Genomic DNA, 14,518 nt, shown 5'->3' with positions numbered 1-14,518 from the left:
CGTCCACTACGCGGGAATTGAGGAGCGGACTCGTCGCCTCGTCCGCTACGCGGGAATTGAGGAGCGGACTCGTCGCCTCGTCCACTACGCGGGAATTGAGGAGCGGACTCGTCGCCTCGTCCACTACGCGGGAATTGAGGAGCGGACTCGTCGCCTCGTCCACTACGCGAAAATTGAGTTGCGGTAGACGACTAGTCTCCAAGACAGACCAGCTTTCCGTCCTGCGTCGTCAGAAAGAGACGTTCATCGGCGATCGCCAAACCGTCCCAGGCCGGCGGCGGCACCTTTGATTCTTTGATGACGTAACCCGTTTCCGTCGACAGGACTTTTAAACGACCGTCTCGGTGGACGACGTATAGCTTTCCATCGCCCGACAATGCCATCGCGTAGATCTCATTGTGAAGTTGGGTCCCGTATTTGGGCTCCTCCCGGACTTCTTCGGGATCGGCAAAGGGATCATGGACCCAGGCCGAGTTGGTGGAGATGCGTTGGTTGCGATACGGCTTTCCGCCTTCGCGTGCCAACTTGCCTGCTTCCCATCCGGTGATCCACTTGTTGTTGAAGGACTGGACGTCGTCGGCACTGAAATCGCGACGGAAAACGTCCGTACTTCCATCGAGTGAGCTGAACACTTTGTCGTCTTTGAAAACCGTCAATGGCCGACGTGACGCTTCACCGCTGAAGCGATGTTGATGCCGGGCGCCATAGGTCCAACTGCCGCGTGGAACCCAGACGTCCCCCTTACCGGTATTGAGCCTGGCAAACGCGTTCCATTTGTCGACGTCCACCTGCTTGCCGTCAAGTGACAGGATCCAACGCGACATCGCCAACTTGTCCCCTTCGGCGTGCAGGATGTCAAAGGGATCGAATTCCAAGCCGGAGTTTTCGTAGAAGCCTTTCTGCGGGACGCTGTCGATACGTTTGACCCAGTGACGTTTTCCGGTCATCGGATCGACCGCAAAGACCAGGATGCCGCCATCGGCCAAGGGTTGGCGTCCGGCTGCAAAATAGGCGATGCCGTCCATGACCAGAATGGCGCCGGGAACGGGCCAAGGCGATTCGACTTGTCCGTAGGCGACGATTCGCTCGTCGTTGGGGGCGGCACGCATCCGCCAGACCAGTCCGCCGGTGTCGGCGCGAACTGCATACACCCATCCCGCAGCGGTTCCGAACAGACACAGCCCGCGGTGAATCGCAGGCGGCGTATCGAGCCGTCCGTTGGCGGTGAATCTCCAACGCACCTCACCCGATTGCGTGTCCAAAGCGATCAATTCATGCGCGTTGGACCGCGTCACGAAAGCGGTCCCGGCGGCAATCGTCGGAGCGCTCAGCGGGCCTTTGACGACCGGGTTCTCGTTCCAATCGTGCATGATCGGCCCCTTGATTTCGGCATCGGCGGCCAACTCATCGGACAAAACGGCCGTCCACTTTTGACTCAACCCATCGGGACCCGATGCGGCCGTGCTGGAACTGCGCCAGCGATCGTGACGGTACAGCGGCCAGTCATTCGGACCGGATTCCGCCGCGTTCGGGTCGATCTTTGCCGGCCCTGTTTCGAGCACGAAGTCGATCTCGTCGAGTGGACGGTTGGCATCATGCTGTCCCGCTGCGGCTTTCGCCATCGCGACAAAACCGCGTAACATCGGCCAGCAGGTGCAGTGCTTGGGGGTGGTGTAAATCAATCCGTTTGCCGGAATCCAACCGCTGTCGCGAGAACAATTCGCCTTGGTGATCCGATTGGCGATCACTTCTCCCGAGTTCAGGTCGGTCATGTCCAGCTCACCGGCAAACAGATAATTGGGGGTGGCGACGGGAGGAAAGCAATGAGCCAGCCCGGCCGGATAGCTCACGCGGACTTCGCCGGTCTTCGGATCAAGTGCGGAGACTTGTGGCGCGGACCGAACAAGTTTGTCTTTGTCCGCCGTGTTCATCTTTCCTCCATGCAGAATCCAGATGTCGTTGTCCAAGAACATCGCTCGTGCCTGGCGGGCGTGATTCATTCCCGGCGGATACTCCTTGGACCAGCGGTGCTCGCCGGTGGTTGCGGACACGACATGAATTCCGTTGCCGGCGTCATGGTCGTTCAACGTCGAAACTTCGAACACCAACAGTCCCTTGGCGATGACGGTACGCGTCGTTTCAATCAACCAGGGATAGTCATCACGTGTCCAGATTTCGTCTCCCGTCTCGGCGTCGAACACCACCGCGACGGCTTTTTCACCACGTTTGATGCGTCCTTGAAGAAATGCGACACGCCGGCCATCGGCGACCACATTCCGCGGTTCGGCTGCTTCCACCCGCCACAGTTCCGCGCCGGTTTCGACATGGTATGCCCGTACCGATTGATCATCGGCGGCAATCACGCGCACGCCATCGAACAAAAACGCGCGAGGCGACTTCATTTTTGCGAACTCGACCAACACCTCGCCGGTCGAAGCGTTCAGTGCAACCAGTCGGTCTTTTAATTTGGCGAAGAGCCTTTGGTCCGAGGCAACAGGTCGCGATCCATCGCCGGCAAGTCTCGGCAGACTGAAAACCTCGGGATTGTTGACTCCGTCCTTGTTCAAGTCGCGGTGCCAGAGACGCAGCCCGTTGAAACTATCTCGCGCCAAGATGCCGCCGTAAAAGTTTCGACCGCCGGCGGTCACCATCCCTTCGACTTCCGAAGTCGCCGCGGCGATCCAACGCACACGTTGCGGAGGCCCGACGGCGGTGTCCAGCGAAACGGCATTCCCGTCGGCATCGTGCCGAGAGTGAGACCAAGTATCCATCTCGGATGGCCAACGTTTTTGCAGGACGCGCGCGGAGTCGACTTGGCGAGCCGATGCAAACCCCGGCGCATTCAAATCGATTGGTTCGCCCAAGCCTTCATTGACAACCACGACCGATCCGCCAGGAGTCAAGACGCGTAGCAGTTCCGCAGTGGGGACACTGTATCCGGCAACGACGATCAGGTTGACCACGTTTTCGGCGTAGGGAAGCCGCCGCGGATCGCGAACGTGCTCGGCCCAAGCCAAACCATAGTGCCCCTGCTCACGCAGTCGCTGCTGTGCAGATTGTGTGACCTGTGCATCGGGATCGAGCACGTGAATCAGGTATCGACCTGTTTGACTCAACCGTGCGGCGGCATCGGTGTTTTGACCGCCCAGTTGAACGATCAAGCCGCCCTGTAGATCGGCGGCCGCCGCCGGGTCAAACGGTGACGGGGCCTTGGCGGCGGAATCCGTCGCACTGCTCAACGCGGCCAATACAACGAAGATGGCGGATGCGACGCTCGTGACTCGGTCTCTCATGTTCAACCCATCGGCGGGAGGCGTGATTCTGGCAGCCGAGATCAAGATCGGGAATGTGAATCGATTGCCAGCGAACAGTATAGCCGAACCGCCACAGACTCACCCGTTACCGCTCGCTCTGCTCGATCATCGTTTCAAGCGTTTGCAGTTTATCCATCCATTCGTCTGACGATTGGGCAAACGTCGCGATCAGCTGTCGCAGATGCTTTTTCGAATCGTCCAGCAAACGACGCCGTTGGTCGCCGGGGGGCGTCGCCCGAGCCTGAAGGATGCGACTTTCGTTGAGGTGAAAACCGGAACTGAGCAGTCGATCGAGGTATCGCGTTTTGTCTTCGCTGTCAAAGTGCATTCTCGCCAGCGTGTTGGTCAGTTTCGCCCAGCCCCAAATCGCATCGTCTTGGCGTCCTGCGATCGCTTCGGCGAAACGGACGGCGTCCCCGGTCACCTTGGCGTCTTCGGTCAGCACTTCGGCCGCCTTGATCTGCAGTTCGATCGCGGCCGGCGATTGACGCAAGATCTCGGACAACAGCGAGATCGTTCGCCCGGCGTTTCCGGATCGCTGCGCCAGATCGACACGTTTCAGATGCAGCGTCATTTTCTCTGCCGCGGTCAGCTCGTTTGATTCGGACGCGCGGCGAAGCAATTCGTCTGCACGCCGATGACACTGCATCACGACGTTTTGATCACTGGCGCGCGTTGCCAGTTCGGACCAGGTTTCTGCGGCCCATAGGATCACGTTGGTCGAGGGGCTCCGCTTGGGATCCAGAATCGATCGCATCAGCGTCTCCAGCTGATCGGCTTGAACGGCCGACACCGGTTGATCGGGATCCAGGTTGTCCACAAAGTCTCTTGCGACTTTCGTCTGCAGGCTCGCGATCCGCTCCTTGCCGCGAGGGCCATAACGTTTTGACAAGGCCGCGATCGACGACTGGATGCCCTTCACGTCGCCGGATTGCGAATAGGCCTGAAACAGACATTCCTCGGCGGCGGTGACGAATTCCTTTGACAGCTTCACCTTCTTCGCCAGTTCCAAAACGCCCTGTTTTCCATCGAGCAACGATATCGCTTGCCGTGGATCGTCACGCATCAATGAGATCTCGGCGAGCGAAAACATTCCCGCCAATACGGGTGCCGTGATATCGCTGTTGGTATCGATTTGGTCGATGGCGCCGCGCAGGTATTTCGCCGCGCAGCTGACGATCGCGGCACGTTGTTTGTTGATCCCTTCGTTGTCACGCCGCACCGCCTCGGCCCAGAACTCTCTACCGGCGGCCAGCTGAGCCTTTGCATAGAGAGGTGAACGCTTGGGGATTTTGAGGTAGGTTTGCGCGGCCTTGAGATGGAATCCGTCGCGCTGATAAAACTGAGCGGTCGCAAAACGCATCGTGTCCAGTTGGGGGTGTTTGATGCCGCGGCTTGCGATCAGATCACAGAGGTGCTCAAGCTGATGCAGGTCACCCGAACGATCCGCACCGGTGTAGTGCACTTGATGTGCTTCTTGAAAGGCGGCAAAGGCGAGCGTCGCGGCCGCCTTGGCGACCGGTTGCGTCGGATCTGCGAACCGTGTCACGTGCAAACCATAGACACCGGCGGCGTACAGGTGACCGGCGTCGAAATAGAGGACCGCGAGTGTTGACGCGATTTGATGGCGTTGTTCAAGCGTCGATTCATCGGCCGGTCGTCCGAGACACTGATCGAACAACACAATGCATTCACCCAACAGCGCTTCGGTCTCGGGCGACGACGGAGCCGACCGTTTCTGGCCGAGGTAACTTTGATGCGTTTCGAAAGCGACCGCATAGACTCGTTCAAAGGACACGAATGCAGGAGAACGCTGCGGCAAGGAGAGCGGTGCCCGCATCGGTTTTTCCGCGGCATGCTCGATCGGGGTGCGATCGAGCGGGATGAGCGTATCGGGGTTGGGGGCTCGCGGAAAACGCGCTGAAGCCTTGGTTGGTTTGGAGGGCGGAGGTTCACCGCCGGGCGCAGTTTCGACGGTTGGATCGGGCTGGCGAGCAACAGGCATTTTCGATTCCGCGACGACGCCAGAACTCTGTAGCGCAAACGAACCGTCACCGGCGTCGGCAAGGACATCTTGAGCGATTGACTTGGCCGTCGTTGGGCCTGCCGACTTTGCGGCCGTGGCAGGCGACGAGGACGGATCCGCGCCGGCGGGGGCCGTGGGGGCATCGACGGCCGGCGGTGCAGTTGCTTCGGCGAGGACTGCAGCGTTTTCGGCGGCGGACTGCTCGGCTTGCGGTCGCTGCAGGTACATCAGCATCGCGGCGATCAGCAATCCCAAGACGGCCGCGATTCCGGTCCATTCCACCCATGAAAACCGTCTGCGTCGGCGCGGCGACGACGTTGCCTGGTCGTCTGACGCATCGGTGTCAGACGCATTGGCCTCAGACGCATTGGCCGCAGCGGCATCGGTGTCGGCGGCATCGCTTTGGGATCCGGTGTTCGTCGACAGCAATTCCATGGCCGTCGTCGCGTCGAGCGTCTGCCAACCTGCGGGCAACGCGTCGGCTGCGGGGGGCTCAGCGCGTGGTTCCGGCGCGCTTTCGGCCTGCGGCTTCGCAGTCGGCTTTTCGGCCGGCTTGGTCGCCTGCTTTTTGGCCGAGCGTCCGGGCGCCAAAGTCTTTGCACGCGAGCGCCAGGAAGGGGGATCAGTCATTCGGCGTCCACACTCGGAGCTACTGCATCTTTTTGTTGTTAGCCGGCAATTTTAATCCCCAGTACCCGTTTCTGGTTTTCAGTCGTGGGCGAGGTAACTGTTTGGCGATCAGTGCGGCTTGCGGATGAACCCCGACGTCTTGGTAGGTGCCGCGATGTTTGGCGGCAAGTTGCTTGAACGTTTGCGCGTTCTTTCCGCTGACCTCCATCCCCAAGGTGTGAACCACCACTTTCTTGTTCGGTCGCTCGCTGAAGTACCGGGAGGCTCCGTCGGTGAACGCTCCGTCGCCGAGCACGAACATGACATCGGGATTGAGGTCGAACCCGAGCTGAAGCGCTTCTTTGCCGTTGGTTCTCAGGCACAGCGGTACCGTTTGCAACCACTTGACCAGCAGTTGCTTGTTCTGAGGCGTCGCGGGGACCAGCGTTTTTGGGGCGTAGGGATGAAACAACGGATAGGCGGTGTCGCTGTAGAAAATCACGTAGAACTTTTGACGTTTGTTGAGCTTGTCGACCGCTTTGACCAGTTCGTTCAGGGCGGTTTCGAAACGCCCCTGCGTCATGCTGTTGGAATTATCGATCACGAACACAAAATCAATTGCCTCGGTCTTTGAACCGAAGAATTGCACCTTGGCTTTGGCCGGTTTTTCCATCGCCTCGCCATCGCCGGAGGAACTGGCGGGCGCGGCGAGCAGATTGCCGTCAAGGGAGTCGCTCAAGTCGACCGACACAAATTGCTCGGTGACTTCCGACAGCACTTCGATCGACTCGCTGACTTCTTCGACCACCTCGTCAACCGGTTCGGTCACCTCCAACTCGACCTGCTCGATCACGACTTCTTCGATCGCATCTTCGACGGCGGTGGAGACGGTGATGATGTCCGGCTTGGTGATTTGCTCCTCGACCAAGAAGATGGTCGATAACAGCAACAACAGCGCGACATGCAACGCGATGCTCAATCCGCTGGTTCGGAATTGCGCCACCAATCCCTCACGCCGCTCGAACCACCACAGCCGCATCAGTGCAACGGGTTTCCAGATCAACGAGGCTGCGTCGACGTCCGCTCGCAGCTGCTCGTGCAAGGCCTGCTGCTCCAACTCCGCTCGGCGATAGGCGGAGATGCCCTCTGATTCGGTTTCGGTCGTGGCCGCATCGGCCCCCCCGCTGCCACGCTCGTCGGGGGACCTGCTGGTCGAGTCGATGGGATCGCAAACGATCGACGGTCGTTCAATCGCCAGCACGTCGCGAAACCCGTCGGCCAACGCCGCCGAGAGATCGCTGATCGGGATCTCGAAGATCTGTGTCCCGTCCGACACAATCGTTCGACTCAACACCGCCGGCCGGTAGAACCCCGCGCGACGAGCCTGGGAAAGCTGTTCGGTCGGAATGCGGAAGAAACGTTTGCCGTTGGATACGGTGACGAGATCGGGCACGAATCACCTCGGACGAGAAGAAAGAACAGACCACCGGCTGCACTCCCGAGTCGAACGTGCGTCGGCATCACGATGAACTCAATAAAGCCGGCAGAACCGGTGAATCACGCGTCAATGCGGCATCGTCCTCAGAAACCGGATTCCAAATCGACCGTAGTCTTGCCCGTCCACGTCGCCGTCGAAATCAGAATCCAGACGGGGGTCGAACCCCGCCTGCGAGGTTGTCTCAGCTCTCCGCGTCGCCGTCGATGGAATCGCGACGTTTGATCAAGGTGACTTCGTTGCCTTTTTCACTGAACGTGACTTCGTCTAAGAAGGTACGAATCAGCATGATGCCGCGGCCGCTGGCCTTGAGCAAGTTCTCCGGGTCGGTCGGGTCGGGCAAGGACGACGGATCAAATCCTGGCCCCTCGTCTCGGATGACAAACTTGACCTCGGACTGTGTCAACGTCGCCATCACGGTCACCCGCCGATCACAATACGGTGGCTGTTGAATCCGCTCTTCACCGAGATCACGATAGGAACCGTCGTCCTCTTCACGCAAGTCGGAGTCCAATTCCAGGTTGCCGTGGTCGATCGCGTTGGTGATCGATTCGCTGAGCGCAGTCGTCAGTTGCACCAATGTCGATTCGTCAAAATAGTTCAGCAGCTTCAGTTGTTCGTGCAGATAGCCGACCAACGCTTGGGTCCCACCGGGTTCATACCCCAAAACGAAACGGGACTGGCTCTCCTCCAAGAAGGCCAAGACCTTTTCCCGCTCCTGAATCGCATGCACCACCGACATGACGGTGCGGAGTGCTTCGCTGAGTCCTTTGCTGAGGTTCTCCTTGGGCACATAACTTGATGCCCCGGCCCGCAGCGCGCGGGCGGCCACCTCTTCGCTGCCGAATCCCGTCATCAGGATCACCGGCAATTGCGGATACACGTCGCGAAGTCGTTCGACCAGCTCCAGCCCGTCCATTTTGGGCATCTGCAGGTCCGTCAACACAATGTCGGGCTTTTCCGTGTTGACCGATTCAAGGGCTTCACATCCATCGGCGGCATAGCGGACGTCGCATCCAGCCGCTTGGACACAGGCGCCGGCGACTCGCTGGCAGACGGCGGAATCATCGACGATCAGGACGGTGGTCATGGAAAGCAACCTTGGTGGAATCAAATAAATGGTCCCGGCGGGCAATAGGATAAGACTTTGATGATACCTTATCGACACGCCGTTGACCCGCCGGGGGAACTCTCAGCGGAGACTCCGCCTCGGATCGCCGACGCGGCACCGGATCAGAACCGCGGTTTTTCCACGCTCACGCAGCAGTTGCGATCGGCTCGAGCGAATCCTTTCTTACCCCAAAGGCCGACCGAACGCGCCCCATGCCACCGACTTTGGCACGGGAGGGAATTAGCGAAACGTCGCGAGCCCAATACCGTTCAATCGACAGTGAGGGGCGCCCGGACGCTGGCGCGAACCGGCTGATGTCAAACGAATCTCAGCCGACGGGCGCGAGGCTTCGGGCCCCACCGAGAGAAAACGACGCTTCGAATCGCGGTCTCGGGCTGTCGATTGAAGCCCGCGTGCGTCAGCAAGGGGCAGTGCGGCGTCCCTCGCTCACGCGTCGGGCTAAGATCATGGCGCTGAATTCAGAACATCGACTCAATCGACATCCCACTGACGCCCTCCCGCCAAAAAAACACTCGTTGTTGTAACTGCAGCATTCACAATCAGTTACAGCGGATTACTTGGCTTTTCGTCCAGGCGGAATGGTCAGCAGCACCGGGGCCGCCGACGTCTCCGGCAACGGGTCGCTCAACTTTGCCGTACCGATTTTCTTTTCCCAGTCGACCGCCATCAACAGGTCAAAACCGGGGTTCTGATTTTTGACCTGACAGGAACAGGGGCCGATGATGAAACGCGAGGCCAACCCGATCGTCAATTCCGAGATTCCCTTGCCGACCAGGGCGTACAGCACACGGCCCCTGCCCAGCACCGGAAACGCCATCGGTTGATCGAGTCCCTCCAGATCCGGCTCACTGGCCAACAGCATCTTCAACAAAAACTGTTCCGCGGGGTCATCGCGTCGCAGCGTGACGATCGAAAAATCCAATCGCAGGTCGATCGCCGACTGCTCCAACAATTCCTGCTCGTCTTCGACCTCTTCCTGCTCGGGCAACTCCAGCGATTGTTCATTTTGCTCAACGAAGCGTGTCAAGTTGCCCAGCGCGAGTTCGTCTTGCTTGGGGTCACCACAGGGCACAAAGATCCACACGGCAGACTCTCCCCCGACCAACCGTTTTGCGATTTCCTGTCGGATCGGGGAGTCGACCAGGTCGCCGACCGATTCCGAGTTCAAGGGCGCCGCGGCAATCAGACGATCGGGGACCTCTTGAGCCGTCACGGGATACAGCGACACCAAAACCGGTTTGCCGGATTGGCCATGCTCCGCCCACGCCGATTTCAGCTGCTCGTCTTGAAGCGTGGCCGCTTCGATCAGTCTGACGCCGCAGTTGGCTGCAACCGCCGATTGATGATCGGACGCCCGCAAGTGCTCGACGAGTTTCGATTCCGCATCGTCGAGCGGGCCGTCGTGCAACACGACCAGCTCATAATTGTCTGCCGGCCAACGCTCCAAGGCGTAGCGGAACACCGGGACCTGGCAGGCATCGGCGACCGCAGCCAACGAGACCGAAAGCAGTGCGATCGAAAACAGTGCGGTCGACACCAGTGCGGTTGCTTTGCTGGGGAGTGATTGTTTGGAGGGGTTCATGGCTATTCCTTTCGTGTGACCTCGATTCCCGACACGATCGGCAGCCGTGACGGATCTTCGGGAACCAGTTCAACCAACAGTTTGTCGTTGACCGTGATGTCGGAAAATTCAATCGTTTGCGACTTGGCCGGTTGCCCCGGTGTCGCCGCGATGACGATCCCTGACTTCACGATTTCTGATTGTAGCTTGATCGCAAACGCGCCCGTATCGGATTCGTCCAAGTTGGCGAACAAGAACTTGACGTCATACGTCGCCTTCGGATCGTCTTTTCCCAGCAGCGGGATTTCAAATTGTTTCAGTCCCCGTGCCCCCGAAGCGTAAACCCAGGGTTTGTCCGAATCCCCCAGTTCGACCGATTCAAGATTGCGGCTGTACCAGCCCCCGCCGCTGGACAGCTGCGGTTTCAAATCAAAAACGAACTCCAACCGCGCCCGGCTGCTGGGTCTGGGATAGCCGAACCACTCCCGGCCGGCGATTTCTTTGCGGTCGCCCGGCGCCCCGAAGTTGATGCCGATCCGTTTGACCGGCGTGGTCGGACCCACGGCACTGAAGATCCCCCAGGACTTGTTTTCCGTTTTCGGCTCCATCACCACGGTCGATGCGATCGAAAATTGACAGACACAGCCCGCACTGGCTTCGGGGATCATCACCAGCCCGTTGCCCGGAATGGCGTTGACCCAGCAACCGAGTCGCTGACCGGCGAAATGCCGTGTGCCGCTGTCCTCGTACAAATCGTAATAGCCGATGAAGCCGGAGCGAAAGAACATCATGTTCGGCGTCGCGGTGATGACGCCGCAGTGGTGCCCCGGGCGACTAAAACGCCACTGGCTGTCGGCGCCGGTCAACGGGTGCGGCCGTGTCTTCGGCTCGCCGGTGTGCAAGTTGAACGCCCACGGTTCGGCATAGATCTCGTTGCCGACGACGGCCGGTCGATTCATGTAATTGGCGTTCTTGGACCACAGTTCGGTGCCATCGGCGGCGTCGAGGACCAACAACTTGCGGCGGTCGAATTGCCCCGAGAGAAACTGTTTCCAGTAGTGCCCGTTCGCATTGGCACCACACAGCACGACATGGCCGTCGGCCACCATCAAGGTCAAACTGCCGCCGCCGGCACTGACGTTGGTGGTGTCGGTGACGTTAACCGGTTTCTCCCACAGCTTTTCGCCGCTGCGGCGATCCAGCGCCACGGCCAACCGCACGTCATAGTTCTTCATCTCCGCTTCGGCTTGCTCAGCCGCTTCACCGGTCAACGCTTTCAAGTCGCTCTTGTCTTTCAGGTACAGCTGTTGACGTTCTTCGGGCGTGATCGAACTGTCAATGAAATAGATCCGTTCCGGTCCGATCGCGATCGTCGTGTGCAGAATATTGCTCCCGCGATACGTCCACATCCGCTCCCCGGTCTCGGTATCGACCGCAAACACCGCATCGGTCTGACTTTTGACGGTCAAGCCGCGTCGACGCATCCGTTGTTCCAGTTCTTCGCGAATCGTGCTGGTGCCAAACAACTGTCCGTCGTCGTAAGCCAGGTACGCCCAGGCACGCTGCACGCCGTCGGGTGATTCGGGGGTTTGGTAGGTTGCCTTGACCTTTCCGGTCGCGGCGTCGAGCGTGATGCACTGGTTGTTGATCGCCACGTAGAGTGCGTCATCACTGGCGGCCAGGTTGTGCGTTTCGCGATTGTTGAACACACCGGTACGGATCGCGCCGGGGTTTTCATAGTCCCACAAGAAAGTCCCGTTGTAGGCGTCATAAGCCATCAGCCGGTCGGTTCCCTGGATGAACATCCGGCCGTTGGTCGACAGCGGCGCGCCCGCCGCTTCATGACGATTGATCATTGCGCTCGGTCCGGGGTCGCCGTACCACAACACGCCAAGCCCGTCGCGGATGCGATGGTCATCGGAATATGAGGTGTTGGCGACGTTGCCGTATTGGTGCGACCAGTTCCCGGCGCCGGGCAATTTGCCACGTCGCAGCAGTTGCCAATCCGCTCCCGTGACCACTTCGCCTTCTTCCTGTTGATAGAACTGCGTCAGCCACGCAAGCGTCTTCTCGGCGGCTGTCATTTCCGGCAAGTTCGCTGCGCCGGCCGGACGTCCCAGTATCACGACGCCGCCGCAGGGTTTCAGATGCCGTGCGATCTGTTCGGGATCACCCGGCAATTGACCATCGAGCAACATCGACTCGGACACGATCAGATTGGCGAAGTAATTGGAAAAGGGCATCTCCTCGATCGGCGTGTTGACCACCGTGATCCGCGTGGCGTGAACGCCCGCCCGCTGGAGCGCTTCGCGCGACGCTGCCGCCTTCTCTGCGTCGGGTTCGACGGCGTAAATCGTCAATTCGCTTTGCAGGGCTAATTCGTACGCCAATCGCCCTCGACCATTTCCGACGACGAGACAGTAACCGGTCTGCTGACCGCTCCGCTGCAGAATCTGCCGCGCGGCCGACTGGTAGAACTCGGTCAGGTCGTCGGCGGGGAACGGTGCCGAGAGGGGACCGGGCCACGTTGCGGCTTGTTCCGTCGTCACATCGCTTCGGTACGCGTAGATGTTTCCGCTGTCGGTGCTTACCGTCAGTAGATGGTCACCGACGGACAGTCCCCGCACGTTACCCTCGACGCTTGCTTGCCACAGCTTTTCGCCGTTGGATCGATCGAGCATCACCACTTCGTTCAGACCGCCGGCGATGACCGCATTCTCGGTTGCGATCAAGACATCATCAAAGTCGCTGGCGTACTCCCAAAGGATGCCACCTTTCATCGCCTCCTTCATCATCTGTTTGGCGTGGGCAAGTTTCTCGGGAGTGGTCGGCCGCTCGCGAAGTTTCAGGAACCACTTTTGCTTTTCTTGGCTCGCCTTGGCGTGCTCGGCGCGATTGACGCAAAAGATCTTTTCTCCATCCATCAAATAAGCAAGCTCGCCGGCCAAGACCATCTGGCGGCCGTTGATCCAGGATTCACCGACGTTGCCGGTCTTCTGGTCCATCGCCAAAAAGTGATGGGGACCACCGGCGTAGACTTGACCGTCACCCAACAACGCTTTGGTTCCGCCCACGACACCACCGGCATCGGTTCGCCAGGAATGCGTGCGTTGGAAAACGATTGTTCCGGTTGCTTTCGAAATCGCCACCGGCAGCGACCGGCCCGACGGGACGTACAGGTATTTGTCGTTGGCCAGCAAGTACCCTTGGGGCGACAGATCGTTGCGCCCGGCGTCTTGCTCGCTGATCGTGTCATTACGCCACAGGATCGAACCGTCTTTCGCGTTGACGGCGCAAAGGTAAACCGTTTCGTGCGGAAAAACGCCGGCACCGAAGTAGGCCGTGTCGCCGTCGATCAGCACACCGCTGCGAACGGGCCAACGCGAGATCATTTCTCCGCGCGAGAGCAATCGATCGTCTTGAGGTCCGACGCGCATTTGCCAGACGACTTCTCCATCCGCCGCACGCAGGCAATACACCAGTCCGTCGTCGGATCCGAAATAGACGTTGCCATGAGCCAGCGTCGGCGCCAGGCGAATCGGACCCTCGGTGTAAAAATCCCAGATCGGCTGCCCCGACTTCGCGTCGACACAATGCAATCGATGATCGACCGTGCTGCCGAAGTAGACGCGGCCGTCAGCCGTCACGACTTGCAACGCGTCATCGAAATCGACGCGATGCTTCATCTGATGGCCTTCGATCGGATCCTCACGCGGTCCCGACCACGCTTTGACCGGTTTGGCCGGCGACCGGTAGGTCCAAGCCTGTCGTAGCGAAGGGGCCAAGTGCTCCGAGGTGAAGCCCGCGCGATCATTGCCGTTCAGGTAGGCCGGCCAGTCGGCCAAGACGGACGACGAGAGAAACAAACAAGCAAGAACTGAAACGCCGGGGATCGTTCGCACGTTCATGGAGAGAGCCATTGGGTGGGATGGATGGAGGAAACATCCTTTCGGGGGCTCATCAGTTTAGCCGAGCCGAACGCCCGCTGCTGTCCTTTGCGGTGTCCGATGGAAACGAAACCGATTCCGGCATCTGCCAGAGACACGATATCCCCTTGAAAACGCCGGTCGCCGTGGGGTGCATCACGAAATGCACCCCATAAACCTCATCAAAACCTCATGCGGTGTCGGACACCCGCGGCGGCTTGAATCGCTGGGCATGCCTTCGGTCGGATGAATCGAAATCGCTCGCTTGTCGGTTGAACCTCACCGCAGCGGGCGTGTTGCACAAATCGCGGATCGGTTTGTCGAACACGGAGAACGTCCCGTTGATTGAAAGTCGTGCGGTTGATGCCACTGTGCGGGGAACACGCATTTCTCTCACTAGCACACCCCCAGATGACGAAAACTCGTCAGGGGGTTCGTGCCACCACTGATTCGGT

At 59.5% G+C, this 14,518-nt stretch carries 6 protein-coding genes; all 6 read right to left on the bottom strand.

The annotated features are described in order from the left end of the window. Positions 1 to 191: 191 nt before the first annotated feature. Positions 192 to 3,293 (bottom strand): outer membrane protein assembly factor BamB family protein, encoded by a 3,102-nt coding sequence (locus TBK1r_RS18275; RefSeq protein ID WP_145213639.1) that lies wholly within the window; start codon positions 3,291 to 3,293, stop codon positions 192 to 194. Between the two features lie 106 nt (positions 3,294 to 3,399). Continuing rightward, entirely contained in the window at positions 3,400 to 5,970 is a 2,571-nt protein-coding gene (locus TBK1r_RS18270) for a hypothetical protein (protein ID WP_145213636.1), read from the bottom strand. Between the two features lie 19 nt (positions 5,971 to 5,989). Then, positions 5,990 to 7,402: a VWA domain-containing protein gene (locus TBK1r_RS18265; RefSeq protein WP_145213633.1), complete on the bottom strand. Its 1,413-nt coding sequence runs from the start codon at positions 7,400 to 7,402 to the stop codon at positions 5,990 to 5,992. Between the two features lie 226 nt (positions 7,403 to 7,628). Further along, positions 7,629 to 8,534, bottom strand: coding sequence for an ATP-binding response regulator (locus TBK1r_RS18260; RefSeq protein ID WP_145213630.1), 906 nt, complete (start codon positions 8,532 to 8,534; stop codon positions 7,629 to 7,631). A gap of 595 nt (positions 8,535 to 9,129) precedes the next feature. Beyond that, the gene (locus tag TBK1r_RS18255; protein WP_145213627.1) at positions 9,130 to 10,158 is read right to left on the bottom strand and encodes a hypothetical protein; all 1,029 of its coding nucleotides are present in this window, start codon (positions 10,156 to 10,158) and stop codon (positions 9,130 to 9,132) included. Between the two features lie 2 nt (positions 10,159 to 10,160). Continuing rightward, a complete protein-coding gene (locus TBK1r_RS18250) occupies positions 10,161 to 14,045 on the bottom strand; it encodes an outer membrane protein assembly factor BamB family protein (protein ID WP_419581490.1) in 3,885 nt (1,294 codons plus the stop codon). Positions 14,046 to 14,518: the final 473 nt, after the last annotated feature.

Origin of the sequence: Stieleria magnilauensis, from assembly GCA_007753675.1 — a bacterium.
GTDB classification, from domain to species: domain Bacteria; phylum Planctomycetota; class Planctomycetia; order Pirellulales; family Pirellulaceae; genus Stieleria; species Stieleria magnilauensis.
This window is presented reverse-complemented; position numbering and strand designations above follow the sequence as displayed.

Bases quoted from the DNA above. Each gene is read 5' to 3' on its own strand.
- TBK1r_RS18260 (WP_145213630.1), bottom strand. From the start codon at position 8,534: ATGACCACCGTCCTGATCGTCGATGATTCCGCCGTCTGCCAGCGAGTC.
- TBK1r_RS18255 (WP_145213627.1), bottom strand. From the start codon at position 10,158: ATGAACCCCTCCAAACAATCACTCCCCAGCAAAGCAACCGCACTGGTG.
- TBK1r_RS18270 (WP_145213636.1), bottom strand. From the start codon at position 5,970: ATGACTGATCCCCCTTCCTGGCGCTCGCGTGCAAAGACTTTGGCGCCC.
- TBK1r_RS18275 (WP_145213639.1), bottom strand. From the start codon at position 3,293: ATGAGAGACCGAGTCACGAGCGTCGCATCCGCCATCTTCGTTGTATTG.
- TBK1r_RS18250 (WP_419581490.1), bottom strand. From the start codon at position 14,045: ATGAACGTGCGAACGATCCCCGGCGTTTCAGTTCTTGCTTGTTTGTTT.